Origin of the sequence: Mesotoga sp. Brook.08.105.5.1 (assembly GCF_002752635.1) — a bacterium.
Lineage (GTDB): Bacteria > Thermotogota > Thermotogae > Petrotogales > Kosmotogaceae > Mesotoga.
Genome location: NZ_AYTW01000004.1, coordinates 83153 through 108365, shown reverse-complemented (window position 1 = coordinate 108365; position 25213 = coordinate 83153). Strand labels below are relative to the sequence as shown.

The following is a 25213-nucleotide window of genomic DNA, read 5'->3' as shown; positions in this document are numbered from 1 at the left end:
AATGAACACCAAAAACCAAATTGAATTGGAGGTGCCTCAATTGGCAAAGATGATTAAGAAGAATTACCTACTTGCTCCTGGGCCCACCCCGGTTCCTATCGATGTACTACTTGAAGGTGCTAGGGATACTATTCATCACAGAACTCCACAGTTCAAAAAAATCTTTGAAGATGCGGTAAGCGGCACTAAGAATGTCTTCAAGACGGAGAATGATCTATTCATTCTAGCTTCTTCAGGAACAGGTGCCATGGAAATGGCCGTCACGAATATTGTAAATCCCGGCGAGAAAGTCATAGTTTGCAGTGTTGGAAAGTTTGGCGAAAGATGGCTTGAGCTAGCAAAGACTTTCGGTGCAGATGTTGTCTTGTTGGAGAGGGAGTATGGAGATTTCTACACTCCGGAAATGGTTGAAGAATCCCTTAATGCCAACCCGGATGCGGTTGCAGTTCTGACGACTCTTAGTGAGACATCCACAGGTACTGTAATGGATATCGAAGGTATCAGCAAAGTTGTGAAGAAGGCCGGCAAGCTGATTGTGGTTGATGGTATAAGCGGTCTTGTTGCAGAGCCATTGCTAACGGATGAGTGGGGACTGGATATCGTTGTCTCCGGTTCTCAGAAGGGTTTCATGCTACCTCCTGGACTGGCCTTCATATCATTCAGCAAAGAAGCCGTTGAAAAGGCTAAGAACACGAAATCGACAAGCTACTATTTTAATCTGAAGAAATATCTCAAAGACCCTCTTCCATGGACGCCCGCAGTTAATTTGATCTATCAGCAGAGCCTTGCAGTAAAAATGCTCCTTGACGAAGGCATGGAGAATGTGTGGGCACGACACGAACTGATGGGAAAGGCAACAAGAGAAGCCATAAAAGCTATGGGGCTGGAGCTTTTTTCCAAGAGACCGGGAAACGTCCTCACTTCTGTCAAAGTACCTGAAGGAGTCGACGGCGGCAAAATCGTCTCTATTATGAGAGACGAATATGGCGTAACAATCGCAGGAGGACAGGGCGCGATGAAAGGAAACATCTTCAGAATTGCACACCTCGGCTATATGTCCGACTATGACGTAGTAATTGCCCTAACGGCTCTTGAGAAAGTCTTGCGAAGACTCGGCTTCAATGTCGAGTACGGGACCGGAGCGAAAGTCGCTATGGAAGTATTCGAAAAGGAGGGTGCGTGATGCTTCGACTTCATGCTAACGATCCTCTAGATAAAACTGCGATGAAGATACTCGAAGACAGCAATCTCTTCCAGATATCTGCAGAGCATCTCGATAAAGATCAGTTGCTTGAGATAATGCCTGAGGTTGAAGTGCTCGTTGTCAGGAGTGCGACGAAAGTCACATCAGAGATAATCGAGGCAGGGAAGAAACTCAAGCTAATCGCAAGAGCTGGAGTTGGGTTGGACAATGTAGATGTCGAGTCGGCAAGGAAGCACAATATCCTTGTCAGAAATACACCTGGCGCGAACGCGATATCGGTGGCTGAGCTGACTTTTGGATTGCTTCTTGGACTGGTCAGACATATTCCAAGAGGTACTTACGGAATTAAGGAAGGAAAGTGGGAGAAGAAGGAGCTCAAGGGTACCGAGATCTTTGGCAAGACTATAGGATTGATCGGGTTTGGAGCAATAGGCAGAGAAGTAGCAAAGAGAGCATTGGCATTTGGAATGAAAGTCTGTGCGTACGATCCTTTTGTTAAGGAAACCGATTTGGAAGTCGATCTGACGGACACCATTGACTCACTTATTGAGAGATCGGATATAATATCGCTCCACATACCCCTCACTCCCGAAACGAAACACATAATTGGTGAAAAAGAGATCTCCCTGATGAAAGACGGCGTTATTATTATCAATGCAAGCCGAGGTGGGACCATAGATGAACAGGCACTCTACAACGGATTGGTTTCAGGTAAGGTTTCTGGAGCAGCCCTTGATGTTTTTGAGGTAGAGCCGCCGTCCGACGAGTTGAGAAGGAAACTTATCGGACTGGGGAACGTCATTTGCGTTCCTCATGTAGGAGCAAGTACATCGGAGGGTCAGAAGAGAGTTGGCCTGGAGATGGCCAAGATAATCGTTAAAGAGTGTAAGGGCATGATATAATTCACAATGATTTTTCTGGTGGAGGTGTGAGTGTGAAAGTATATGTAGACAAAGATACTTGTATTGGCTGTGGCGTGTGCGAAGGAATATGCCCCGATGTCTTCAGAATGAATGATGATGGAAAGGCAGAGGTGATTGTTCCGGAGACAGAAGCGGCTTGTGCTCAGGATGCCGCTGATTCCTGTCCAGTTCAGTCAATAAAAGTAGAATAGTTTCCAATTCTTAACGATCACATGTAGGGGCAGACAAATGGTCTGCCCCTTTCTATAGTGGAACACAAAATTTGTCTATTTTTTCTGCGTGTTAAGTCTGGTATAGTAGTAATTGCTTCGGAGCTACATATTATTCGTTATTTCCTATTATGCGGTTCGCTTCAGGGTTACAGCTATTATCCGTGGAGGTCGTTGTGTCTAATTCTATAATAAGCACTCTTAAGAAGAAGGTCTCAAAGAAAACGTGGGACAACTGGTTCTCCACATTTGAATTGAAAGAAGTCGAAGATGAGAAAGTGGTTTTCTCTGTTGCCAATCTATTCATAAAGGATTGGCTCCAGACAAAATACGGAGGAGTCATTTCCGATTCAATATCAAGTATCCTTGGAAAGAAAATGCCTTTCGAAATAATCTACAAAAGCAAAGAGACCCCCTCTGAGGAGCAAAGCGATTCAAGAGTTTCCGGTTCTCTGTTGAAAAGAAAGCCGCTGATGATTTCCAACCTAAACCCGGAATACACATTCAGAAATTTCGTTGTTGGGAGCGAGAATAAGGCGCTCTACCAAGTTGCGCTTGATGTTGCCCAGAATCCGGGCAAATATAATCCCTTCTTCGTATACGGAGATGTTGGGCTGGGTAAGACACATCTCCTTCAGGCAATCGCTCAAGAGACGATGAACAGTTTTCCTGACAAGAAGGTGCTATACATAACAAGCGAGCAGTTTATGAACGACATGATTCAATCGATAAAAGAAAACAACATTCAGAAATTCAGAGACCACTACAGAAAGAAATCCGACATTCTTTTGATCGACGATATCCAGTTTCTAATTGGGAAGAAAGGAGTTCAAAACGAGTTCTTTCATTCATTTAATGAGCTTCACGATTCGGGAAAGCAGTTGATAATATGCTCTGACAGAAATCCTGAGGAGCTTGATACTTTCCACAGCAGGCTTAAATCAAGATTCCAGATGGGCATGCTTATGTCGATCCAGGAGCCCCAGCCTTCTACGAGATTTCATATTGCTAAACAGCTTGCTCAGAGAGAGTCCGTTTTACTTCCGGACGATGTGGCGAAAGTTTTGGCCGACAATATCGACGGAAACTTAAGAAGACTTAGAGGCGCAATCATAAAGTTGATAGTTCACAGCAGTGTTTTCAGATCACAGATAGACCTTTCTCTGGCAACTCAAATACTTCAGTCTTTTACGGGATCAGTAAATGTTCCAGTATCTCAGAGACCGATAGACCAGATCTATGCTGCTATTGAGAAGATTATGAAAGTTACCAGAAAGGAGATTGAATCGGGAAGTCGAAGTAAAGATATAGTTCTTGCCAGACAGCTGACAATGTACATTCTGAAAAATCACTTCGGCAAACAAGTAACGGAGATAGCAAGGGAAACCGGGAAGCAGCACTCAACAGTGATTCATTCTCTGAAGAAGATTGATAAAAGCGTCATGATGGGTAAGGGTGCCACAAAGCTCTTGTTTGATGACATTATCGGGATACTCTCTTCGAATTCCGCTGCCGTTTGACCTCTTGGACCTGAATCAGAAATGAGGTACGTGATTTTCGGAGAATAGCCGATAAAAGTAATCCGAATATTTCATTCAGGAAATCTCTCGGGTTGGGATGCGAGGGACAATTTCTTTATAAGCTTTTTATGGATGGGAGGTATCGATGAAATACACGATTAGCGTTTCGATTTTCTTGGCTCTCGCTATGGTGATAATCGGAGTAGTATTTAACTGGCAAGTCAATAGGCCTGAGAAGATTTCACAGATCAATTCACAACCATTTGGCAATCTGGAAGATGGAGTGTATGTTGGAAGAGAAGGTTACGTTGGACTTGAGGTTGAAATACTGGATGGGAGGATAATTGAGATAAGAATTGTTCAGAATCGTTCAGATAGGTATGCTAGAAGTGCAGAAGCCTTAACCGAAAGAATTGTTGAAGCTCAGAGTCTCGATGTAGATGTGATTACCGGAGCCACAGCAACAAGTGAGTCAATTGTTGCAGCGGTAAAGGCGGCAATAGGCGAAATCGAAGATTAGATCACCGTTCAAGAAGAACAGATAGATTCCAAAGCAAAAAGCCGATATCGTGCGCTGCATCGTCTTACGAGTTTTGTTAGAAATTAGAAATATGAATACATATTGCAATTACATACTAGCAGGCTCAAAGAAACTGATAATCGGATTGTTGAATTCTCCGGAAATCTTCCATTGACTATCAATTCCCGTCAAGAAGATCGTACTCTCGCCGCTCTTTGAATACTTCTCTTCCCCAGATGAATAGTCGAGAGTGAAGAACACAGTCATTGTTGCTTCTCGGGAGTCTCTTTCAACTCTTTCTACTTCAACAGTGTAACTAATGCCATCGTAGAGTTCGAAGAAGTCCGCATAGAAGGAGGCAACGGTGTCTTTTGGAAGCGTTCTTCCTAATGGACTTCCCGAAGTGGCGATCCAAATCTCTTCTGCGTAGAGCTCAAGAATTCTGTCTTCCCTGCCCCTGTTGATCTCACGCTCCAGCCTCGCAATCAAGCTGTCGGGTCTTGCCAGTATATATCCAACGCAACCAGAAGTGAGAATCATAGAGATAATCATCACCACTGTAGCAAAAAAGGCTCTTCTCCTTATCATATCGTCACCCCCGCTCATCTTCTTCTCTTAATAATAACAGATTTGCTTATCCAAGGATCTTTCAAAAGAATAAGTGAACCTACAAAGAGGGGGATCTTAACTATCTGCTTTTCCCGAACAAAAACCTCTATCCAAAGTCCTATCATTGAAGGAGTATGATGGTTTACAGAGGGGGATTGCATTGAAAAGAATCAGTCTTGTGTATTTCGTTCTGGCTCTCTTGATAACTACTTTCCTATCTGCGACATATTTGAGTTTTAGAGGTAGTTTTGAACGGATAGTTGTTAATAGAAACGGTATTAGACGTGGCGACGCTTTCACAGTTAAGGTTCCTGATTCGCTTTTCGGAAGGCCTTCCTTAACATACGTGAGAGGAGCAACCCTGGAAAGCTTGTCAGCCGATCGAGGGTATACTCAATACTCTTTCGTTGCTGACGATAGCGACGCGGTAGTTGTTATTTCGTTTCAAGGACTATTCAAAGCACGTAAGACTGTCTCTCTAGAGTTCGAGGATTTCATCGATATCAATTCAGATGGCTTCCCCGACAATCTAGTGCTTGATTTGGAAGATACAGAGAACTTCAGAACTTGGTTTGTGAATATTTCAGCTTATCAGGTTATTGAGTTTTCCAGCAGGTGGAGCTCTCAAGAGAGGGATTGCAGCGGGCTAATAAGATTCGCAGCTAGAGAGGCTCTCAAAAGGCATGATGAACAGTGGTTTCTTGATTCGGGTATTGACAAAGAGCTTTGGTACGAAAAGACAGGAATAGACTTGCAAGCGGTACCTGACGTTAAGAAGTACAACTACCCGGATATACCAATTCTGAAGAATAGAATCTTCATAAGTAACACCGGAGAATTCACTTATTTTGCCGATGCTTACAACCTGATTCGTAGTAGTATGGTATTTAAGGGCAGAGATCTCAGCGTTGCAAGACCTGGAGATATACTCTTTTTTCACCACCCCTCTCCATCAACTTTTCACTCGATGATATACACTGGCGATGGGTTGATCTATCATACCGGACCTCTTTCCGAAAGTGATTCAGGTGTTCTGAAGCTCTGGAGAATAGATGATTATTTACGAACGATGCCTTATCAATGGTTGCCAATATACAACAACGAAAACTATCTCGGGGTATATTCCTTCAAGTTTCTACCCCGCAAGTGATGGAGAGTGAAGGCAATGAGAAGAACCTTGGTGTTTCTTATTATTCTGTTATTCACAGGTTTAACGGCACTTGCTTTTCAGATTCAGCAGTATGGTTATGAGCTTAGATCATCTTTCGTAGAGTTGTACTCTATGGACTATCTACCTACAATATACACAGACGGCAAGGATAGTTACATCGATATCAAGATTTATGATTTGGACGAGCAGGATCTTACTGGGGCGATCACCATCGGGGATGTCGGAATCTCCGGCGATCCACTCTACGCTTTCAGGCAGACAGTAAAGGAGAAACAAAGGATATACTTGCCCGAGAAAGCTCTAATGGGCCTGAGACTGATTGTTGTTTCGTCGCAGTCAGGAAGTGCCAAATTGATGACAAGCTATCGTATGGTTGGAGCTCAGCTGCTTGCTTATGAAGATGGAGCGATGATGAGACTCTGGAAAAAGGAAGATTCCAGCTTCATTGATAGCTTCTCCCTTTACAGACTCATAGACGGGGAGTTATTGGGACGGACAGAAAATGGAGTGTTCGTTTTTGACTATCTTCCCACGACAGGAGATGCAATACTTGTTCAGTCTGCCAATGGATCGATCCTGTGGAGGCCGGGCGAGTATGATTACTATTTCTCGTCTCGAAACATCTCTCTGATATTTACTGATCGACCGGCATACAAAGCCGGTGAAGTTGTTAATTTCAGAGCTTTCATAAGGGAGATAACATCTTCGGGCTATCAAATACCTAGAACTAATTCTGTAGAAGTTGAAATAGTAGATCCATTAAACAGGAGCGTCTTCACTGAAGAGTTGAGCCCGGATAACCTTGGCTCTGTTAGTGGTACGTTCCGAACATACTCCGAAATCACCAGGGGATCCTACAGGATTATCATCCGGTGGGAAGGAAACGAGGACTACTATTACTTCCAGATTGCCGACTACAAAAAGCCTACGTTCTTCACAACAGCGGAATCTGCATCAAAGGCATTCAGAAAGGGAGAGGCAGTTACAATCAACGTTTTGTCCGAGTACTACTTCGGAGATCCCGTCTCGCTTGGCAAAGTAGACTACACGATATACAAGGGCAGTCAGTATATTGACAATGGATCTGCGAGACTTGATGGCCTGGGTAAAGCGGTGATTGGCTACTCTGAAGAGCTTGAGAGCGGTTCATACTACGCGGTTATTACTGTCTCAGACGATACCGGTATGCAGTCACGAAGTACGGTTGACTTCAAGGTAGTACAGGGAACATTCGATTTCAATGTTGACTACAGATTCACCGATAAAGAAGCACTCGTGAAAATCGAAACAAGATTGAACAACGATACTCTTGTTTCCAAGGCATTTGAGATGAAGGCGTGGTATGAAGAACCTGTAATTCTAATGGACGAAGGAAAACAGGTTGAGAAGAAGCTTAAGATCAACATTTTCAGGGAAGAACTTTCCACTGACAGTGGTGGAAGGGCAGAGATTCTGATCAGTCTTAGGGACGTCCCGCCGGATACGGTTGTGTATTTCGAGGCCAACGGGGCCCCTTCAAATGAACCGGAAGTGGTTAACAGATATTCAGTCTATACTAGTGGGTACTATGACTACTACGGGTCTATTCTGGTGGATTCAGTTGAGTCTGCTGCTCCTGGCTCCAAGGCAAGAGTATCATTCTATACATCATCTCCAATGGATCTTTGGGTCATTGGTGATTTTTCGGGTGAATTCAAGCAGTTTCCTTTCAGTTCTACGGAGGGCAAGAACACTATCGAAATAGAGATCCCCGAGAACTATGGTTACGAGAACTTCATGCTCTTTATCGTTGGATATAAGAACTATCAGATTATTCAGTCAAGAGTCATCGAAGTTGAGATTGCTTCAAGAGACCTTTCAATCAATGTGCTTACTCAGGATAGATATGAACCTGGCGATACCGTCAATATGAAGCTGCAGGTCCTCGATGATGAAGGGAATCCCGCCGTTGTAGGACTGACGGTTTCAGTAGTATCTCAGGCAATGCTTTCTCTCTTTGAAGGCGATTCCGATCGGTGGAAGGAATCACTGGGCAGTCCCTTCAACAGGGGTTTCAACACTGTAAGTATAAACGACCTGTATTATTCTGCCTACCCGTCAATAGCCAAGCTAGGAGATCTACTGGAATCTCAACCACCCGCGGCCGAATCTAAGGTAATTGGTGGTGCTACTTTCGGGATGGGCGATCGTGGTGGAAATGGCGAAAGCTTGACTTCGGACGTGAGAGCCAGGAAACTTTTCAGCGACAGCGCCTTCTGGTCTGTTGGAACTTTCACCGATGAGAGCGGCTTTGCGGAACTGTCGTTTGTTGTACCGGAAGATCTCGATACATGGACTGTCAGAACTCTTGCGGCCGACTTTTCGGGAGATTTCAGCTACGAGAAGTCTAGTTTCGAGACTTGGAAGCCCATGACCGTTAGCAGTTTCCTTCCGGAGTTTCTGATCGCTGGCGATACAGTGAATCTAGTCTTTTCCGTGAAGAATAATCTTGACACTCGTATGCCTGTCATCACCGGTTTCTATGTTGATGATGAAGTCATTGAAGAGAAGGGAGCAACTATTGACGCCTTCGGAAGTCTTTCCTTCAGCTATGAGATGGTTCTAAGAGATCTCTTGCCTTCGGAGAAGGATGAGAGTCTCAGAGTTAAGTTTGTTGTTGAAGGAAGTCGCGGCTCCGACGGTGTTGAATACGAAATTCCTTTGAAGCCAAGGTACTCATATATCCGATTTGGCGACCTTGACTTTCTTGAAGGGAATAGAGTAATTGAATTTATGGAAGACTCAATTGGTAGTGTTACCATCTCTTCCACAATTGATCCAATTCTTCTTGAAGCAATAAGGTATCTGGTAGATTATCCCTATGGCTGTGTGGAACAGACAATGAGTAGGCTTCTTCCAGCATTGGCGGCTTCTCAACTACTTGCAGGTGCCGATGAGTCTTTTGCAGACAAAGTCTCGGTTGTAGTTGGCGATGGTCTTGAACGCCTCTTTGGCTATCAGCACTACGACGGAGGTTGGGGTTGGTGGAAAGATGACCAGAGCACTCCATTCATGACGTCTTACGTGATGTTAGGTCTATATCTTGCCACAGAAAACGGTTACGATATAAATAGGGATGTAATCGCGATGGGGTACTCGGCATTGAAGAGTCTTAACAGAGACAAGCCGGATCCTTTCCTTCAGTATGTCATTACACTGTTCAGCAGGAAACTGCGAGACCCGATAAGCTCAATCGTAGATTATAAGAATGATGTTGCCTCGATCGTTTTGACCGCGCTGACATACGAGACTCTAAACATGGACGCCAAGGCGGTTGCATTTTTTGAGGAGGCCATGGAGTATGTCGACCTAGGCGCATCTGACGTTATCTCGGGTAGCAGTTTCAACTATTTCTTTGACGATACGGTTACTCTCTCTTTCCTTCTGAAAGCTGCGGTAGATCTAGATGTACCTTCCGCAACAGTTGCAGAAATTTCCAAAAGACTCCTGAAGATGGGAAACGGCAGTTATTGGTATAGAACATCATCGACCGCTATGGCTATTCTCTCGCTTTCATCAGTTAGCAGCTCGCTTTCAAAGGATGCGGAAGTTGAAGTGGTTTTTGAAGACGGGGATGTAGTCTTCGAAGGCGGGTTGGAGGATTCAATAACAATACCGATTACCGGAAAGACAATTGTTATTGAAAGCTCTGAAATGGTAGCGGTATCGATTAACGGCGAAACGGCAGTTAGGTCAGAGGAAATCAAAGCTGAAAACGCGGGTCTGATTGTCGAAAGGGTTCTGAGAAGAAAGGTAGCCGTGCCTATGGATGATACTCACGTTCTCACCACACCTCAGATAGACTCGCCCGCCGTAGTTACTTCGATCAGGACGCTGTCGGCTGACGAAGTAGGTTCTCTTGAAATAAGTGCCTCCAAGACTATTGAAGGGATGGTTGTTGCGATAGTAGACGGTGAGCTGAAGCTTTCAAACTTTGGACTCGGTCTCAAGATCTACGAAGGCGATGTTCTCGGTATTAGCAATGGCGAGATAATCGTCAGGTCGGTTGAATACAGTTACTACAATGACGCCACGATGGAGCTTTTCGCTGTTAAGCTTGGTGAACCCGGCCCGATAAGAGTCGGGGAGACGATAGTCTCCGAAGTGAGAATAAGGATTCCCGATACAGTTCCCTATGTTGTGGTCGAAGATATGTTGCCCTCCACAGGAATCTCCGTTGAGGAGAACATTGAGGGTGACACACTCGGATACACAAAATTCTACTATTTTGACTACTACTGGTGGGGATACACCTTCAAGGATTCAAGATACGACCGCATAGCCTTCTTCTTCAATGACGGAGGAGAGTTCGTGACGAAAAGCAGCTGGAGAATTCTCACCAGAGGGGAATTCATTATTCCTCCTGTACAGGCATGGGCAATGTACGATGCAGACTATCGGGCAAACACAGAATCGGTAATGCTGAACGTTGAATGAAAGCACTAGCTATTGTTGTCATTTTGCTACTTCAAGTGACGGTTTTTTGTTTCACAAGCGCGTATGTCTCATGGGAAATGCCAGAGCTTGAAGGCTATAGAAGCTTGCTTGAAAGACTAACGGGAAGATCCGTAAATGGTACCTATATTCTAATTATCGCTTCCTCGGCTGGAGAGTTCTCTGAACTCTCCGGCATAGCTTATTGGTTTCTCGCTGCAGCAACTGGAAACACGATTATTGTGCAGCCGCTTACTCTAGTTCAGAACCTGCCGCGAACGCTTGCACATGAGATGAGCCATCTCATTCTGAGGGATTACCAACTTCCCTATTGGCTAGAAGAAGGTATTGTCTGTTATATTACGGGTGAGTGGGTTGGTCGAGAAGAAATCATTCTTGACGAGGTGAAGACTCTTGATTACTCGAAGATGGATTTCATGACATATCGTTCGTACAGTTATACTTGTTGGGTAGAAGTATCCAGGCTTCTTCGCAATAGATCTTTTGGAGAATTGATTGCAGAATTTGGAGAAGGAGGTAAACGAAGAATTGAGTGAGGGGAAACTGGTTCAGTGGGATCTCACAAGATTGTACGGTTCGCCGGACGATCCCTCCCTGGAAGAAGACATACGAATTCTGATAAGTGAGAGTGATAAGCTTATTAAAGACTTCAAAGGGAGAATTCAGACCGAGAGTGTCAAGGCTAGCGAACTGAAGATAGCTATTGAAAGAGAAGAAGACCTTATGAACCGTTTTTTCAGATTATCGATGTTCTCGTTCTTGAGCCACTCAACAGACTCTAAGGAACCAGCTGTTCAGAAGCTCCTACGTAAGATAGATGATCTTGAATCGCAACTTGAAAGCAAGCTTCTCTTTCTGAAACTCGAACTTTCGAAAGTCTCCGAGGACTTCTTTAATAGTCTTATGAATTCTACCGAACTAGCAGATTACAGACATCATCTCGATCTCATTCGAACTCAAAGGAAGCACATGCTTTCTGAGCCGGAAGAAAGAATTATGGTTCTAAAAGAGATAACGGGCAAGAAGGCGATTCTGAATCTCTATGATGAATTCACATCGAGTTTTACGTATAGAATTACTACCGGTGCATCGGAAGAGACGCTCACAGAGAGTGAAGTGGAGACTTTAAGAAGAGATCATGATTCGGAGCTTAGAAAGAAGGCCTTTGAAAGCCTCTTTAGAAAGGCGAAGGAAAACAGTATTGTTCTGACCAATCTTTACAATTCTCTTTCCAGAGATTGGGACTTGGAAGCAGACAAGAGGGGATATGATTCCCCTATTTCAATGAGGAACGAACTGAACGAAGTCTCAGATGAGGCAGTGAATTGTATCATCGACGCCACCACTGATGGTTATTCTGTTGTTCACGACTATTACCGACTGAAGGCGACAATTATGGGGAGGGAAGCCCTTCTCCACAGCGATATATATGCTCCTGTTGGAACTTCAGACAGGACATTTGATTGGCAGGAAGCGAAGAAGATGATTCTGGAGGTTATGGGAAACTTTGATCCCCGGATTGAAAGTATAGTTGCTAGATTCTTCGATGAGGATTATATTCATGGATCGATCATGCCGGGAAAGCGAAGTGGAGCTTACTGCGCGTATGCCTCGCCAAGAATGCATCCGTATGTGCTTGTCAATTACAATGGCAAGATGAGTGACGTTTTGACACTAGCACACGAACTAGGCCACGGCCTTCACGGCGTTCTGGCGTCCAAACAGACCCTAGTTAACTATGATACGCCGCTTACAATGGCCGAAACAGCCTCTGTTTTTTCTGAAATGCTTATGACGGACTTTCTTTTGAAAAACATTGAAGAAAGAGAGGAGAAGATCTCTTTTCTGGTCAACAGGATTGAAGAGATATTTGCAACAACCGCAAGGCAGAACATGTTCACCAGGTTCGAGATCTCTGCCCACGAGAAAATGTCAGGCGAGTATCTGGCGTTTGAAGAACTATCCGAGCTTTACTCCAAGGAGCTCAAACTCATGTTTGGGGACACCGTTGATTTTCTCCCGGAAAGCGAGTTCGAATGGGCTCGCATCCCTCACTTCTTTCATACCCCTTTCTATTGTTATGCTTACAACTTCGCCCAGCTTCTCGTAATTTCTTTGTACAGGAAATACCTTGAGGACGGGGCTGTCTTCAGAAGAAAGTATATCGCTTTACTTGAAAGCGGTGGATCGGAATCTCCCAAATCTCTTCTGCAGAAAGTAGGCATAGATGTCTCAGATCCTGTCTTTTGGCAAAAGGGAATTAGTTTTATCAAGGAGAATTTCCTTGATACACTGAGGAAGATGATCTAGACCTGTTCCGATCTCTAGAAAGGGTGTATAATTCCTGTGTCCATTTTGGACTCGGGCATTCTTTCACATTTCTTCACAAGGTAAGCTAGGGGGCAAAAATGGCAAGGGATCTTACTCAAGGGAGCATTCTGAAGAATCTTCTTATAATGTCTGTGCCCACAATGATAGGGTTCAGCGCACAGATGGTTTACGACATTGTAGACATCTTCTGGATTGGGCGCATCTCAGGCGAAGCAATTGCAGGAGTTACGATTTTCACCACTCTTTTTTGGATTGTGGATATTCTGAATTCGATAATCGGGCAGAGCTCAATCTCCTTGATCTCTCAGGGCTTCGGAAAAAAGGACTTCGAAGGAACAAGTAAGGCGATAGAACAGACAATTACTTTCAAGTTCATTGTTGCTCTGATTTCCGCTGTTCTAGTTGCCTCCTTCCTAAAACCATCGCTAGGATTCTTTACTGACGATATGAAAGTAATGAGATCAGCTCTTGATTACGGCTATATCAGACTTTTCTTCCTGCCAATGATGTTTTCGTCTTACTCCGTCAACACGGCTCTCAGATGCATAGGGGACGCAAAGAGTCCAATGTACATAATGATGTTCACGAGTGTTCTCAATATTTCTCTCGACCCAATAATGATGTTCGAAAAGATTCCGGGGACATCGATTCCCGGATTTGGCCTGGGCGTTTTTGGTGCGGCCGTCGCTACGGTAATCGCTCAATCGGCAGCATTTCTACTGGGATTCTACATTCTTTTCTCAGGAAAGGAAGGCGTAAAACCAAGACTGTCCGGACTTTTCAGGCTTGATAGAGCTATAGACAAGAAGCTCTTGACTATAGGGCTTCCAACTGGGCTGGAGGGGTTCTTCAGGAACTTGTCAGCTGTAGTAGTTCTGAAATTCGTTGCCTTCTACGGGACCGCTGCGGTTGCGGCGGTAGGAGTAACGGGGAGGCTTTTTGGACTAGCGTTTATGCCTCTTGTAGGGCTTAGCATGGGCGGCTCTGCGATGGTCGGTCAAAACCTGGGAGCTGACAACGCCGACCGTGCAAGAGCCACAGCCAGAACCGCTGCCTTAATCGGGTTCTTTTTCATGTTTTTCTTTGCACTAATAGCCTTCTTTGCAGGCGAGCATGTTATCGCTGTGTTCAATAAGGATCCGGAGATAATTGCTTACGGTGCCAGTTTCCTGAAATACGGCTCACTCGGCATTTCTGTCTTGGCATACGGTTTTGGTCTCTCATCGGTCTTCGGAGGGTCCGGGTACAACTTCCCGTTTGTAGTGGGGAGCGTAGTATCCAGGTGGCTTATTCAAGTGCCAATATTGGTCATTGCAGTGTTCGTGTTGAAGGCCGGCATAGTTTGGGTCTGGCTTTCATATGTATTCTCGGATATTGCAGAGGCTGCGGTGATGGTCTTTTACTATTTAAAGGGTAAGTGGGTGAAGAGAAGGGTCTACTAGCGAAAGTCGAATTCATTCCCAAGTGCTGCAGATGGATGAGTTAGTTATGAATTTCACTAACTGTTTCACTTCGGTCATCTTTGCAGCAAACAAACTTTGGGTGATCTGCTATAATTCAGATGAACGGGTGATTAAGATGTCTGAGGTTTTGTATAGGAAATATAGGCCTAGAAAATTTAGTGAGCTGGTTGGGCAGGATCAAGTGAAAGAGATCCTGGGAAGAGCAATAGAGAAGGATTCGGTTTTTCATGCTTACATATTCTCTGGCTCTAGAGGTACCGGGAAGACAACTAGTGCAAGGATCGTCGCCAAAATGCTGAACTGTCTTGCAGAGGATTCTGAGAAGCCTTGCGGTATTTGCGATTCATGCAAAGCGATTGATGCTTCTTCACACATGGATGTCATTGAGCTGGATGCAGCTTCTTACAGAGGCATTGACGAGATCAGGAAAATCCGGGATGCAGTATCGTATAGACCTGTCATGGGCAGATTCAAAGTGTACATAATTGATGAATTCCATATGCTGACCAGGGAAGCTTTCAATGCACTTCTTAAGACTCTTGAAGAACCTCCCGATAAAGTGATTTTTATTCTTGCAACTACCAATCTTGAGAAGGTTCCTGAAACAATTCTTTCTCGATGTCAGATCTTCTATTTCAAACCACTCATCGAAAGAGACATAGCTACTTATCTGGAAAGAATCGCGAAATCTGAAGGTCTGGAATATGACGACAAAGCATTGAGGTTCATTTCGAAAGCCGCACACGGAGGCATGAGAGACGCGGTTAATCTTATGGAGAGAGTTGTCTCTTATTCGGGTGATGTTAGTGAAGAATCTGTTAGAGCTACTCTTGGTATTCTGCCCGAAGAAGTTGTTAAGGAGTTCATTACTGCATTTTCTTCGGGAGAGCCGGCTTCGATATTGAAAATCTCTGAAGAGATCCAGTCTGCAGGATATACTTACGAAGTCTTCCTTGAACAGGTGATCGATACTGTGAAGGATCAGCTGATCGCTGAATCAACTGATGAGCGTTTCAAGCTCTTGCTTTCTTTATGGGAGATCACTAAAGAGCTCAAATTTGCCGAGGATAAGAGAGGAACATTTGAAGTAATGGTCCTTCTGAAGAGTGGTTATGAGAAGTCGGCAATAGGGAGAATTGGTAACTCTGAAAACGTAAAAAGCGAAGTTTTTGAAACGAGTGATAAGACCGAGAAAGCTCCAAAAAGAGACACTACAGAAGAGAATAGTTTGTCCAAACTTATCGACCATCTTCGAAATAACAACTTCGTTCTGCTCTGGACTCTTCTAAGTCTTTCGAAGGTTACTAGAAGCGAATCTGGCGGGGTATTAACTCTGGAAGCGGACAGCGACTATTCTTACGATCTTCTGAAAGATAGACTTGAGTCGCTGAACGGGATTGCAGAAGATTTAATCGGGAAACGATTCCTTCTCTCCAATGAATCAGTTGGAGGCAATCTCTTTGAAGGTCTGGATAAAGATTCTGAGGAATACGTTAACTTTGTGATTTCGAACTTGGGGTTGAAGGACGACATAAATAAAGGAAAGATAAAGATAGAGCTTGAGGAGGACTAACAATGGCAAAGAAATTTAGAGGTCTCGGCGGTAAGAACTATGGAGGTTCCAGGAAGGGATCAAACATGAGTGAACTTCTGAAACGGGCTCAGAAAGCACAGGAAGAAATGGAGAGCCTGGAAGAAACCTTCAAGACTCTGGAGGTGACGGCTTCTGCCGGAGGAGGAGCGATAAACGTTGTTGCAACTTGCGACTATCGCATTAAGTCGATCGAGGTCGAGCCTGAGATAAGAGAAGAGGATTTTGAGATTGTTCAAGATTTGATAATTGCGGGGATAAACGAGGCGTTAGCAGAGGTAGCGAAGAGAAGAGATGAAGAAACGGCTAAGGTTACAGGATCGCTCAATCTACCTGACAATATACTTTAGGAGGTGTAAGAGATGTACAAAGTAGCAATCAACGGTTTTGGAAGAATTGGAAGACTTGTTTTTAGAGAGATGGTAAAACGCGGGGATTTCGATGTAGTTGCAATCAATGACCTAACCGATGCAGCTACCCTGGCTCATCTTCTCAAATATGATTCGGTTCACGGGAGATTCAAGGGTTCAGTGGAGGCTAAGGATGGAGCGATTGTTGTAAATGGCAAGGAGGTTAAAGTCTTCGCAGAGAAGAGTCCTGCAAACCTTCCCTGGAAAAACCTTGGCGTTGAACTGGTCATTGAGTCTACAGGCGTCTTCAGAAACAGAGAGAAGACAATGCCCCATATTGAAGCCGGGGCAAAAAAGGTATTGATTACTGCCCCTGCAAAGGGTGAAGTGGATGCGACAATTGTACTTGGTGTCAATGACGATATGCTGAGGCCGGAGATGAAGATTGTCTCTAATGCCTCCTGTACAACTAACTCTATTGCGCCAATAATAAAGATCTTGAACGATAGTTTCAAGATTCAGAAAGGTTATTTGACGACTGTCCATGCTTATACGAACGATCAGAGAATTCTTGATTTGCCTCACAGTGACTTGAGAAGAGCGAGGGCTGCTGCCGCCAATACGATTCCCACTTCAACAGGCGCCGCTAAGGCAGTAGGGCTTGTCATTCCTGAACTCAAAGGCAAGCTTGATGGAATAGCTATGAGAGTTCCTGTAACTGACGGTTCAATAACTGATCTAACCGTGGTTCTCGAAAAAGATACAACAGTGCAGGAAGTAAATGCGCTCGTGAAGAAAGCGGCGGAAAACGAACTGAAAGGAATAGTCGAATATACTGAAGAAGAACTCGTTTCCTCGGATATTGTCGGAACAACGGTGTCCTCAGTATTTGACAGCAAGCTTACAGCAGTGATGGGTAACCTGTTGAAAGTTTGCGCTTGGTATGACAATGAATATGGCTATTCTTGCAGGGTAGTCGATCTTGCTGAGAAAATGATGAAGATGTAATTCTCGATTTTTTCTGACGGGGCCTGGAGGCCCCGTTTTATTGAGGAAAGGAGGTAAGAGATGTCTGGAGTTCTAACACTAAGAGATGTTGATTTGAGTGGAAAGAGGGTGCTTGTAAGGGTCGATTTCAACGTTCCTCTAGATAAAGAGACTGGCGAAGTGAGTGACGATACTAGGATTGTGGCTGCAATACCAACGATAAAGTACGTAGCCGAAAATGGTGGAAAGACAATCCTTGTTTCCCATCTGGGGAGGCCCAAGGGCAAGAGAGACCCTAAGTACTCAATGGAAAAGGTTAGCAAAAGTCTGGAAAGGTTAATCGGCAAGCCCGTTGCCTTTGTTCCTGATTGCATCGGAGATGAAGTGGAGAAAGCTGTCTCAAAAATGAACAACGGAGATATTCTTCTTCTGGAGAATGTTAGGTTCTACCCTGAAGAAGAGAAGAATGATCCGGAGTTTTCGAAGAGGCTCTCTGCGATCGCAGACATTCACGTAAACGACGCTTTCGGAACAGCACATAGAGGTCATGCATCGAATGTGGGTGCTGCCCAGTACTTGACCAGTGTACCTGGTTTCCTTATGCAGAAGGAAATCGAAATGCTTGGCATGGCCGTTGAGAGTCCCAAGCACCCCTACGTAGTCATTTTAGGAGGAGCAAAGGTTTCCGATAAGATCGGAGTCATTACGAATCTTCTGGAGAAGGCCGATAGAATACTAATCGGCGGTGCGATGATGTTCACATTCCTTAAGGCTCTGGGGAAGCAAACTGGTGACTCCCTGGTTGAAGAGGACAAGATCGAGCTGGCAAAGGAGATAATGAGGAAAGCCGAAGAGAAGAAGGTTGAGCTCGTCCTCCCTGTTGACACGGTTGTGTCCAAGGAAATCGCTGCAGGTAGTGAATCGAAGACGGTTCTCATAGATGAAGGAGTCCCATCCGGCTGGAAGGGACTTGACATCGGGACATCAACTATTGAGCTATTCAGAAGCAAGCTGGTTGACGCCAAAACCGTTGTTTGGAACGGTCCAATGGGGGTCTTCGAGATCGATGATTTTGCGAAAGGAACCGAATCGATCGCGAAGACGCTGGCTTCGCTCAAGGGTGCAGTAACGATTATCGGAGGCGGAGACAGCGCAGCCGCTATCAACAAGTTTGGCTTGGCCGACAGAGTTTCTCACGTATCAACCGGTGGCGGGGCTTCTCTTGAGATGCTTGAGGGAAAAGAGATGCCTGGTATAAGGAGTCTAGCGACTAAGGAAGGTAAAAAAAAACGTAGAATAATGGTCGCCGGAAACTGGAAGATGAACAAGTCGCCTAATGAAGCGCGAATGTTCGCCGGTTTCCTTGCATCTTCAATCGGTAACGAGAAGGCCGTTGATGTTGTAGTATTTCCAACAAGCCTTTCAGTTGCCGGGGTGGCAGACATTCTCAAGGACACGTCGATTAAGGTCGGAGTCCAGAATGTCTATCCTGCAGATAGTGGAGCCTTTACAGGCGAGATTTCTGTGCCTATGCTTTCGGACCTTGCGGTGGAGTACGTTCTTGTTGGTCATTCAGAACGAAGGCACATATTCGGCGAGACAAGCGAGATGACTAACGAGAAAATCAAGGCAGTATTAAGAGAGGGCCTAGTTCCAATATTCTGTGTTGGGGAAACTCTTCAAGAACGGGAATCAGGCAGGACGGAGCAGGTTCTCGAAGAACAGATCAGAAAAGGTCTTGCCGGCCTTGACAAGAGTGAGGTTGAGCAAGTGATCATAGCGTATGAACCAGTATGGGCGATCGGAACTGGTGTTGTGGCTACTCCCGAACAGGCCGAGGCCACCATGAAGTACATAAGGAGTTTATTATCGTCGCTATACGAGTGCAGCGTGGCAGAGCGAACAAGAATTCTCTATGGTGGCAGTATCAAACCGGATAACTTTGATTCCCTAATCGCTATGGAAAATATTGACGGTGGTTTGGTGGGAGGGGCCAGCCTTCAAGAGAGCTTTGTCCAACTGGTAGCAATAGCAAAGATTTACGCTTAATCAGAGCGATATAGCAACCGCCCGTTCGGGCGGTTGCTCGCGTTTTCTTTCTCTGTTGAGGTGTTATAATCTCAAAATAGGGGGTGTTGTTCTTGGACAGTTATCAGGAGCTTGAACTAGTCGTAGACAAGATGGTTGAAGAATTCAACCGTCTCAGGAAGGAAAACGAACAGCTCTGGACGCAGCTCGAGACAGCACAGAAAAAAGTTGAGGAATCCGAGCTAAGAATCCGGGAACTTGAACTCCGCCTTGAAAGTGAGTCAAGGACAATTTCTTCATTAATAAAAAGGGTAAGAGGCAGCCTCGTCGAAGACAGCAAGAAGGTATAAGGAGTCGAACAATGAAGCGATCAGTCACTCTGGACCTCGGAGGAAGGAAGTACACTTTTCTTACAAGCGATCCTCAGGAACTCGTGGATCAGGTCTTTTCAAAGATTACGGAGATGTACAATTCAATAAGCAAGAACGAAGAGGAAGTCGGCTATGAGAAGTTGCTTGTGGGGATTTCGGTGAACCTTGCACACGACCTTGCAAGAAGTCAGAATGAACTGCTTAGGCTAAAGGCGAAATATGAAGAGGTTCTTTCGGAATACTTCCAGGGACGTGACGAGGTTGAAAAATAGTCTGAGGATCGGTGTCTTCGATTCTGGAATTGGTGGCCTCACAGTTGTTAAAAGACTATTGGAAGCCTTTCCCGAGGGAGTAAGCCTGCACTACTTTGCCGACACTGCGCGGGTACCCTATGGCTCAAAGCCAGTTGAGACACTGAGAAGGTATGTCAGAGAGATCTTCGACTTTTTTGCCCAGTTGGGTGTCGATGCAATCGTCACTGCCTGTAACACTTCCGATTCTATACTCTCTCAAAGGGAGAAGACGGAGCTGACTACTCCATACTTCAGCATCATCGATCCAACAGCGAAGTTTCTTGGGGAGACTGCACCCGACAAGTCGACAGTTGCAGTGATCGCAACTGAGAATACTGTGAAGAAGTCTCTCTATTTAAGAAGGCTGTTTCGTTATGAAAGCATCAGCAAAATCTTACAAAGGGCCTGCCCGCTTTTCGTTCCTTTGATAGAAGAGGGAATCTGGGAGGGTGAAATCGTTGATTCGATCGTCAAGTATTATTTGGCAGACCTCGCTAAGATTCAACCGGACTTCTTGATTCTTGGATGTACTCATTATCCGTTTATTAGGAGTTCGATCGAGTCGCTTTTGTCTCCCAGGACAAGGATCATAGACCCCGCGGAGTACATTGCCAAGAATGTTGCCGATTGGGCAACGATTTCCTCGCATCATTCATCTACTGTTGAGTATTATGTAAGCGGTAATATTCGCTTTTTCCAGGAGATTCTTGGAAGATATCTAGGAAAGGCGGAAAACGTCAGGGGCGTTGACCTTACGTCTTCAGGGATTGCTTTGAAGGAACGAGTTACATCATGAGCAAGACGGTTTTGATAGGTGGCGGAACTGGTCTCTCTACCTTTGCAAGGGTCCTAAAGCATTACGATAGTAGTTTAACGCTTGTAGTTGCAGTTACGGACGATGGTGGAAGCTCAGGATTTCTCAGGGAAGCCATGAGCATGCCCCCGCCAGGGGATGTAAGGAATAACGTGATTGCTTTGGCTGATGATGAGGAATTCCTAACAAAAGTCTTTTCGTACAGATTTGAGGCTCGCGCTATGAATGGTCATTCTCTTGGCAATATAATTATTGCAGGTCTTACTGAGATGTTTCAGAGCTTTCCAGAAGCGGTCCTCGCGGCCTCAAGAATGCTGAAAATCAAAGGGAGAGTCTTGCCCGTAGCCGACGATCTTGTGCATCTTGTGGCTGAGATTGATTATGGATCATTCATTAAGGGAGAGTCAAGGATATCGGCTGCCGGAAAGAGAATAGAAAGGGTATTTCTCGATAAGGCTGTGAAGGCACTTCCAGAGGTATTGGGCGCAATAGAATCTGCAAAGACGGTAATTGTGGGCCCCGGCAGCCTGTTTACAAGTGTTGTACCCAATTTCCTGGTTTCCGGGGTCAGAGAGGCCTTCGGGAAGTCCAAAGCAAATAAGGTTTACATATGTAACATTATGACCCAACCTGGTGAGTCTACAGGTTTTTCACTTGCCGATCACGTCAATGTCGTTGAAGACTATAGTGGGGTGACTTTTGACATGATCTTTTGGACTGAAGTGGGAGAAGTAGAGCCTGCCGTGCTGAATAGGTATTATGAAAGGGGCTCTATGCCGGTGAGAAACGATATGCTTACCGATACTCGGGTTAGGGTAGTTTCAGGCGGTACTGCAGAGCTGATTGATGACGGACGGAACCGTCTGGTCGTTCGTCATTCGAGAGACAGCATTCTGTCGATCCTGAAAGAGCTGAATCTATTGGGAGAGGAAAAGATGTGAGCTATGCCGACAAACTCAAAGAAGAGCTTTGTCATCTCCCGTTGGACGACCAAGACGAGTGCAGATCTGAATATCTGGGTTTTGTTAAGTCGAGAGGGACATTACGATTAAGAGGAAGTACCGCTTTCCTTGTTATCCCGCTTACATCTATAACGAGTCTTAAAAGGCTGTTTCAGATTTCGAAGAAGCTTTCCATGCCGATTCATGAAACACAGGTAATAGAAGAAATCAGATTAGGAAGAAAGAGAGGCGGAGAGCTTACTTTTCGCTTTGAAGAGGTAGAAGAGTTCCTCCGAAAGAATGGCATTTCAGTCAGAGATGACTCCATACCAAAACCCGTTAGAGATGATCCGGTCTACTTCGGTGCGTTCATCAGGGGACTGTATTTGGCTGGAGGTTCGATTGTTGATCCATCCAAGGAGTATCACCTGGAAATAACGCTTGATACTACTGAGGCTTTTGTTAGTTCACTGAAGGAGTACATATCAGACAATTTCAACATTAAGATCGGAATAGTAAGAGTAAGAGATAAGTTCAAAGCATATGTGAAGTCGTCGCTTGACCTAATAGAACTGCTTTCTCTGATGGGGGGAAAGAAGACGGTGACGAGACTTTCGAGCGCGATCGAAGTAAGAAAGATCAGGAGCGATGTAAGCAGGACTCTGAATTTCCTTACAGCAAATGCAAACAAGTCTGCTCAGGCAATGGCAAAGCATGTAAGAGCCATAAGAATCATCGATAAGAAGTACGGCATCGACAGATTGGATGAGGATCTTCGTCAAGTTGCAATCCTCAGGATTGAAAACGAGGATCTTAATCTGAGAGAGCTGGGCGAGATTATGAATCCGCCGATGAGCAAGTCAGCAGTATATAATAGGTTGAAGAAGCTCATGGCATTGGCGGAAGAGTTGGGAGATAGCTAGATGAAATGTCCTTTTTGTGGTGGAGATTCGACAAGAGTTCTTGATTCAAGGCCGACCGATGAAAGCACTTCCATTCGGAGAAGAAGAGAGTGCGAGAGTTGTGGTGCAAGATTTACTACCTACGAAAGGTATGAGAAACTTCCTTTCTTAGTTGTTAAGAAGGATGGAAGGAGAGAGAAGTTCAGCAGGGAGAAACTCCTAAACGGGCTACTCAGAGCCTGTGAAAAGAGGCCCATATCTGTAGACACAGTCAACAGGATAGTAAATTCAGTAGAAAACGAGGTAGTGAAATCGGGAAAATATGAAGTAATCTCAAGCGAGATTGGTGAAATGATAATGGCGGAACTTAAGTCCCTGGATAGGGTTGCCTACGTCAGATTTGCATCTGTTTACAAAGAATTTAGGGACATAGACCATTTCATGGATATAATTGAGGAACTCAGAGACGATAGAGATCGTTGAATGGAGGGATTCAGTTCGTGAAAAAGCAGGTTATCTACCTCACGCAGGAAGGTTTCGACAGAATGAAAGAGGAGCTCGAGAGCCTAAGGAAGAAGCTCATGTATGATATTGCGGAGCGGATTAAGGAGGCAAGGGAGCTCGGAGACCTTAGCGAAAATAGCGAATACGACGAGGCTAAGAACGAACAGGGAAGAATCGATAGCAGGATAAAGCAGCTTGAGGAAATTCTGAATAATGCCGAGATTATTGAAGATGACGGAGATACAAGCTCTGTGAAGCTCGGTTATGTAGTTGAGCTTCAGAATATAGAGACAGGCGAAAAATCTCAGTTCAGAATTGTTAACGCACAGGAAGCCAACATTTTCGAGGGAAAAATCAGTTCCGATTCTCCGATTGGACGGGGAATCCTGACTCACAAAGTGGATGAAGTGGTAAGGGTGAAAACCCCTGCAGGCTGGGCTAAGTACAAGATTCTTACCATCGGCAAGTGATGGGGGATATTTATGGGCGAAGAAGCACGAAGACAAAGAATAGAAGAGATTAATCAGATGCGCAATGAAGGAATCGAGCCGTTTCCGTATCGTTTCGACAAGACTCATTGGGCAGATCAAATCAAGAGAGAGTTTTCCTACCTCAAGGACTCCGAAACAAAGGAAGATACGACTGTAAGAATTGCGGGAAGAATCGTGGCGATGAGAAACCACGGAAAATCAGCCTTCTTTGTTATCCGAGATAATTCCGATAGGATCCAGGCCTATGTAAGGCTTGATGGGGTCGGTGCCGAGAACTTCGAAGTCTTCAAGAAATTTGTGAATATCGGAGATTTCGTCGGAGTAGTCGGTTTCCCATTCAAGACCCATACAGGTGAGATGTCGGTCTTCGTCAAGGAATTTGAAATACTCTCAAAGGCGATACGAACGATGCCCGAAAAATGGCACGGAGTGAGGGACAAGGAGATAATCTACAGGCAGAGATACGTCGAAATGCTTTCAAGCGATGATGCTCTCAGAAGGTTCAAGGTTCGTTCGGAACTGTTCAGGCTTGTTAGAGAGTTTCTTCAGTCTAAGGATTTCATCGAAGTGGATACACCAATGCTCCACTACTTGACGGGAGGGGCATCAGCAAGGCCTTTTAGGACTCACATAAACGTTTTTGAATCGGACATGTATCTTAGAATCGCCGAAGAGCTATTCCTCAAGAGGTATCTCGTTGGTGGATTTGAAAGGATATTTGAAATCGGAAAGAATTTCCGCAATGAGGGAGTATCCTACAAGCATCATCCTGAGTTCACTATGATGGAGCTGTATTGGGCTTATGCGGACTACAACGACATAATGGACATCACTGAAGAGATGATCAATTACGTCGTGCGCGAAATCACGGGTTCTGAAAAGATTACATATCAGGGAAAAGAAATCGACTTTTCCAGACCATGGCGAAGAGTGAGGATGGCAGATTTTATCAAGGAGAATCTAGGCGTAGATATTTTGAAAGACTCCGATGAAGAACTAATAGCCATTTTGAAAAAGAACAATACTGAACTCGAAATCAAGGAAAGGGGCCACTTGATTGAGAAGCTCTGGGATCTCGTGGAACATAATCTTGTGAATCCCACTTTTGTGACCGAGCATCCGGTGATAATCTCTCCATTGTCGAAAGTCCACAGAGAAGATTCTAGAGTGACCGAAAGATTCGAGTTGATAATCAGCTCAATGGAAATGGCCAACGCCTTTAGTGAACTGAACGATCCAATAGAGCAGTACAACCGTTTTCTTCACCAGGCTAGCTTGAGAGATATTGGAGATGAGGAAGCTCAGATGATGGATCAAGACTTCATAAGGGCTCTTGAATACGGAATGCCGCCTACTGGAGGCTTGGGGGTGGGTTGGGATAGAGTAATCATGCTTGTTACAGATTCGCCGTCAATAAGGGATATCATTCCGTTCCCGCTCGTGAGACCGATCTCTTTTGATGAAGAAGAGTCGCTAAGCGACATCGAGGATCTGTAG

General features: G+C 44.9%; 23 protein-coding genes. 22 read left to right on the top strand and 1 reads right to left on the bottom strand.

Translation table 11 applies throughout. From position 1 onward, the window contains the following. The first annotated feature begins 40 nt into the window (after positions 1–40). From V512_RS01575 to V512_RS01555, 5 genes are all read left to right on the top strand, one after another. Positions 41–1183, top strand: coding sequence for an alanine--glyoxylate aminotransferase family protein (locus V512_RS01575; protein ID WP_099828704.1), 1143 nt, complete (start codon positions 41–43; stop codon positions 1181–1183). Next, complete coding sequence (locus V512_RS01570) at positions 1183–2106, top strand: hydroxyacid dehydrogenase (RefSeq protein ID WP_099828703.1); 924 nt, start codon at positions 1183–1185, stop codon at positions 2104–2106. Before V512_RS01575 ends, V512_RS01570 begins: the two co-directional genes overlap by 1 nt. Before the next feature lie 32 nt (positions 2107–2138). Further along, the gene (locus tag V512_RS01565; RefSeq protein WP_099828702.1) at positions 2139–2318 is read left to right on the top strand and encodes a ferredoxin; all 180 of its coding nucleotides are present in this window, start codon (positions 2139–2141) and stop codon (positions 2316–2318) included. 194 nt (positions 2319–2512) lie between these two features. Further along, entirely contained in the window at positions 2513–3856 is a 1344-nt protein-coding gene (gene dnaA / locus V512_RS01560; protein ID WP_099828701.1) for a chromosomal replication initiator protein DnaA, read from the top strand. 145 nt (positions 3857–4001) lie between these two features. Continuing rightward, the gene (locus tag V512_RS01555) at positions 4002–4376 is read left to right on the top strand and encodes an FMN-binding protein (protein WP_099828700.1); all 375 of its coding nucleotides are present in this window, start codon (positions 4002–4004) and stop codon (positions 4374–4376) included. A 108-nt stretch (positions 4377–4484) separates the two neighbouring features. Here V512_RS01555 and V512_RS01550 read toward each other — a convergent pair whose 3' ends face one another. Continuing rightward, complete coding sequence (locus V512_RS01550) at positions 4485–4964, bottom strand: DUF4440 domain-containing protein (RefSeq protein WP_099828699.1); 480 nt, start codon at positions 4962–4964, stop codon at positions 4485–4487. Positions 4965–5145: 181 nt separating this feature from the next. On the opposite strand from V512_RS01550, the gene V512_RS01545 reads away from it, so the two are divergent. The 17 genes from V512_RS01545 (at position 5146) to lysS (ending at position 25213) form a co-directional block, all read left to right on the top strand. Beyond that, positions 5146–6135, top strand: a complete 990-nt coding sequence (locus V512_RS01545) for a DUF1175 family protein (protein WP_099828698.1) — start codon at positions 5146–5148, stop codon at positions 6133–6135. 15 nt (positions 6136–6150) lie between these two features. Then, on the top strand, positions 6151–10632 hold the full coding sequence (locus V512_RS01540; protein WP_099828697.1) for an MG2 domain-containing protein: 4482 nt from the start codon (positions 6151–6153) through the stop codon (positions 10630–10632). Then, positions 10629–11186 (top strand): hypothetical protein, encoded by a 558-nt coding sequence (locus V512_RS01535; RefSeq protein WP_099828696.1) that lies wholly within the window; start codon positions 10629–10631, stop codon positions 11184–11186. Before V512_RS01540 ends, V512_RS01535 begins: the two co-directional genes overlap by 4 nt. Further along, positions 11179–12960: a M3 family oligoendopeptidase gene (locus V512_RS01530; RefSeq protein ID WP_243392203.1), complete on the top strand. Its 1782-nt coding sequence runs from the start codon at positions 11179–11181 to the stop codon at positions 12958–12960. Before V512_RS01535 ends, V512_RS01530 begins: the two co-directional genes overlap by 8 nt. 98 nt (positions 12961–13058) lie before the next feature. Continuing rightward, positions 13059–14423 carry an MATE family efflux transporter gene (locus V512_RS01525; RefSeq protein WP_180977930.1) on the top strand — a complete coding sequence of 455 codons (1365 nt, stop codon included), beginning with the start codon at positions 13059–13061 and terminating at the stop codon, positions 14421–14423. 136 nt (positions 14424–14559) lie between these two features. Beyond that, on the top strand, positions 14560–16017 hold the full coding sequence (gene dnaX, locus V512_RS01520; RefSeq protein WP_099828739.1) for a DNA polymerase III subunit gamma/tau: 1458 nt from the start codon (positions 14560–14562) through the stop codon (positions 16015–16017). 2 nt (positions 16018–16019) lie between these two features. Next, on the top strand, positions 16020–16385 hold the full coding sequence (locus V512_RS01515) for a YbaB/EbfC family nucleoid-associated protein (protein ID WP_099828695.1): 366 nt from the start codon (positions 16020–16022) through the stop codon (positions 16383–16385). A 12-nt stretch (positions 16386–16397) separates the two neighbouring features. Continuing rightward, positions 16398–17393 (top strand): type I glyceraldehyde-3-phosphate dehydrogenase, encoded by a 996-nt coding sequence (gene gap / locus V512_RS01510; protein ID WP_099828694.1) that lies wholly within the window; start codon positions 16398–16400, stop codon positions 17391–17393. A 60-nt stretch (positions 17394–17453) separates the two neighbouring features. Beyond that, complete coding sequence (gene tpiA, locus V512_RS01505) at positions 17454–19421, top strand: triose-phosphate isomerase (RefSeq protein ID WP_099828693.1); 1968 nt, start codon at positions 17454–17456, stop codon at positions 19419–19421. Between the two features lie 92 nt (positions 19422–19513). After that, on the top strand, positions 19514–19750 hold the full coding sequence (locus tag V512_RS01500) for a hypothetical protein (RefSeq protein ID WP_099828692.1): 237 nt from the start codon (positions 19514–19516) through the stop codon (positions 19748–19750). Positions 19751–19761: 11 nt separating this feature from the next. Then, on the top strand, positions 19762–20043 hold the full coding sequence (locus V512_RS01495) for a cell division protein ZapA (RefSeq protein WP_099828691.1): 282 nt from the start codon (positions 19762–19764) through the stop codon (positions 20041–20043). Beyond that, on the top strand, positions 20033–20860 hold the full coding sequence (gene murI, locus V512_RS01490; RefSeq protein WP_099828690.1) for a glutamate racemase: 828 nt from the start codon (positions 20033–20035) through the stop codon (positions 20858–20860). Before V512_RS01495 ends, murI begins: the two co-directional genes overlap by 11 nt. Continuing rightward, positions 20857–21819, top strand: a complete 963-nt coding sequence (locus tag V512_RS01485; RefSeq protein ID WP_099828689.1) for a gluconeogenesis factor YvcK family protein — start codon at positions 20857–20859, stop codon at positions 21817–21819. Before murI ends, V512_RS01485 begins: the two co-directional genes overlap by 4 nt. Further along, on the top strand, positions 21816–22742 hold the full coding sequence (gene whiA / locus V512_RS01480; RefSeq protein WP_099828688.1) for a DNA-binding protein WhiA: 927 nt from the start codon (positions 21816–21818) through the stop codon (positions 22740–22742). Before V512_RS01485 ends, whiA begins: the two co-directional genes overlap by 4 nt. Further along, positions 22743–23204, top strand: coding sequence for a transcriptional regulator NrdR (gene nrdR / locus V512_RS01475; protein WP_099828687.1), 462 nt, complete (start codon positions 22743–22745; stop codon positions 23202–23204). A 17-nt stretch (positions 23205–23221) separates the two neighbouring features. Next, a complete protein-coding gene (gene greA / locus V512_RS01470) occupies positions 23222–23695 on the top strand; it encodes a transcription elongation factor GreA (protein ID WP_099828686.1) in 474 nt (157 codons plus the stop codon). A 12-nt stretch (positions 23696–23707) separates the two neighbouring features. Continuing rightward, positions 23708–25213: a lysine--tRNA ligase gene (gene lysS / locus V512_RS01465; RefSeq protein ID WP_099828685.1), complete on the top strand. Its 1506-nt coding sequence runs from the start codon at positions 23708–23710 to the stop codon at positions 25211–25213.

Excerpts from the sequence above, each read along its gene's own strand:
- V512_RS01570 (WP_099828703.1), top strand. The coding sequence starts at position 1,183 with ATGCTTCGACTTCATGCTAACGATCCTCTAGATAAAACTGCGATGAAG.
- V512_RS01555 (WP_099828700.1), top strand. The coding sequence starts at position 4,002 with ATGAAATACACGATTAGCGTTTCGATTTTCTTGGCTCTCGCTATGGTG.
- V512_RS01550 (WP_099828699.1), bottom strand. The coding sequence starts at position 4,964 with ATGATAAGGAGAAGAGCCTTTTTTGCTACAGTGGTGATGATTATCTCT.
- V512_RS01540 (WP_099828697.1), top strand. The coding sequence starts at position 6,151 with ATGAGAAGAACCTTGGTGTTTCTTATTATTCTGTTATTCACAGGTTTA.
- V512_RS01535 (WP_099828696.1), top strand. The coding sequence starts at position 10,629 with ATGAAAGCACTAGCTATTGTTGTCATTTTGCTACTTCAAGTGACGGTT.
- V512_RS01525 (WP_180977930.1), top strand. The coding sequence starts at position 13,059 with ATGGCAAGGGATCTTACTCAAGGGAGCATTCTGAAGAATCTTCTTATA.
- dnaX (WP_099828739.1), top strand. The coding sequence starts at position 14,560 with ATGTCTGAGGTTTTGTATAGGAAATATAGGCCTAGAAAATTTAGTGAG.
- V512_RS01515 (WP_099828695.1), top strand. The coding sequence starts at position 16,020 with ATGGCAAAGAAATTTAGAGGTCTCGGCGGTAAGAACTATGGAGGTTCC.
- gap (WP_099828694.1), top strand. The coding sequence starts at position 16,398 with ATGTACAAAGTAGCAATCAACGGTTTTGGAAGAATTGGAAGACTTGTT.
- tpiA (WP_099828693.1), top strand. The coding sequence starts at position 17,454 with ATGTCTGGAGTTCTAACACTAAGAGATGTTGATTTGAGTGGAAAGAGG.
- V512_RS01495 (WP_099828691.1), top strand. The coding sequence starts at position 19,762 with ATGAAGCGATCAGTCACTCTGGACCTCGGAGGAAGGAAGTACACTTTT.
- V512_RS01485 (WP_099828689.1), top strand. The coding sequence starts at position 20,857 with ATGAGCAAGACGGTTTTGATAGGTGGCGGAACTGGTCTCTCTACCTTT.
- nrdR (WP_099828687.1), top strand. The coding sequence starts at position 22,743 with ATGAAATGTCCTTTTTGTGGTGGAGATTCGACAAGAGTTCTTGATTCA.
- lysS (WP_099828685.1), top strand. The coding sequence starts at position 23,708 with ATGGGCGAAGAAGCACGAAGACAAAGAATAGAAGAGATTAATCAGATG.